The sequence below is a fragment of the Faecalibacter rhinopitheci genome, assembly GCF_015234135.1.
GTDB lineage: Bacteria > Bacteroidota > Bacteroidia > Flavobacteriales > Weeksellaceae > Empedobacter > Empedobacter rhinopitheci.
Genome location: NZ_JADGIK010000033.1, coordinates 1 through 1,795, shown reverse-complemented (window position 1 = coordinate 1,795; position 1,795 = coordinate 1). Strand labels below are relative to the sequence as shown.

Below are 1,795 nucleotides of genomic sequence, written 5' to 3'. Positions count from 1 at the left end.
AAAAAAGTGCAACGTGAACTTAATGAAAGACCTCGAAAAGTGCTCGATGGATATTCCCCTGCACAAGTTTTTAATCAGATGATTATTCAACAAATAAAATAATCAAAATTTTTACTATTTTTATACTGTCGTTGCATTAGCAACTTGAAAACGCCTTCCGAACTCTACGTATAAATTGAATAAAAAATATTTTTACATATTAATCATCATTTTGATTATTCTAATTCCAATATTTTATTTCGGAATTATTAATACAATGGTAAGTTTAAAATACGAAACTGATTCTCCAACTGAATGGATATCAAAAATTACTGGTGACAATTTATGTAATTCTATAAGCAATTTGAAAACTTTAATTTATTCTGATATTGTTATAATTATTCTATTAATTATCTTTAGAAATAAAATCTCAAAAAATGGGATATAAAAAAGTATGTTTAAATTGTAAAATTTCATTCAATCGTGATATTGATTTAGGTTCAGAACTTTCATATCCTTGTCCGGAATGTGGTAAACCTATGACTTTATTATCTCATAGATTCAGAGCACCGAAAAAAAACGATAAAAAGGCTTGGGAAACTGTTAAGTTTTTAATCGAAAATGGTTTTCCTTTTCAACATATTTACAAAATTGAAGACGGAAAATTGACGAATGAATATGCAGAATTTCCCAACACTATGAAAGAAGCAGAAGAATTTATTGAATTGTATAAAGAACAAGCTTATAAAAAATAAAGCCATCGTGTAACATCGGCTTGGCAAAATGCGGGATTAAGTGCTAAATTGAACTTCTCGCCCTTTTATCCGCAAAAGCTGTTTTGCTATTGTTTTTTTATTAAATTTACCAAAAGCCACAGCTTTTGCTTCGTTCGGTTCTGAATTGAACTTTCGCTCAATTCAAGCCCGCACTTCGCCAAGCCGCGGCTCGTTATGCGACATTTTATAAAAAAGCTGTTTAATAAATGAAATATTATATAAAGAAATATCTGATTTTATTCTTTGTAATTGAATTAATTTCTCGATTAATTCCGGTTACTTTAAAATCAATTTTCCCAAATGTTTTTACTGAACAAATTTCCAATGGGGTTACAATAACATTTGGAGATGGATATTTTATTTTACTTGGAAGATATATTTTAAATTTTATTCTAATTTATTTTATGATAAAAGATTCAAAAAAGCTAAAACTACAAAACAATGTATTGTTTGTGTTAACATTTTTTTCTGGATTTACTGGAATAATATTGTTTTTACTACTAACTTTTGAAAAATTAAAAAATGAATTCAAACTTACTTGAATATCTTAAAAAATATATTTGGTTTTTTATTATTGGTGGAATACTATCACTTCCATTCAATTGGTTTTTCAAATTGGATATGGATAAATTTTTTGAAATTAATGCAACTATAGGATATCTACAAATAGGAATCAAAATAATAATTGCAATTCTGCTTTACTTTGACTTTTCAAAGGAAAACCTCTCAAATAAATATAAATATTTTGCTGTTTTTTCAAGCCTTTTTTATGGATTATTTGGAGTTGTAATTTTTTCGTTATTATTTCTTGAAAAAAATCTAAATAATAAAAGAAACGTCGCATAACATGAACTGTGTAAAAAACCAAGTTTTTTAAGCAATTTTTACAACAAAATTTTCATGGTAAAATGTTTTATTTTTTACCACTCCAAATACCAATTTAAGCAGCTTATTGCACACAGCGATTAACGCTGCTTTTTTGTTCTTTCCTTTCTCTACTAATCGATCATATAATGCACGACAATAACCATTACTTTTCT

At 26.9% G+C, this 1,795-nt stretch carries 3 protein-coding genes; all 3 read left to right on the top strand.

Annotation, left to right across the window (positions count from 1 at the left end; genetic code table 11):
* Positions 1 to 416 precede the first annotated feature (416 nt).
* Positions 417 to 734: a hypothetical protein gene (locus tag IM532_RS13595; protein ID WP_194184035.1), complete on the top strand. Its 318-nt coding sequence runs from the start codon at positions 417 to 419 to the stop codon at positions 732 to 734.
* Positions 735 to 961: 227 nt separating this feature from the next.
* A complete protein-coding gene (locus tag IM532_RS13590) occupies positions 962 to 1,297 on the top strand; it encodes a hypothetical protein (RefSeq protein WP_194184034.1) in 336 nt (111 codons plus the stop codon).
* Positions 1,278 to 1,601 (top strand): hypothetical protein, encoded by a 324-nt coding sequence (locus IM532_RS13585; protein WP_194184033.1) that lies wholly within the window; start codon positions 1,278 to 1,280, stop codon positions 1,599 to 1,601. The genes IM532_RS13590 and IM532_RS13585 overlap by 20 nt, the downstream gene beginning before the upstream one ends.
* Positions 1,602 to 1,795: the final 194 nt, after the last annotated feature.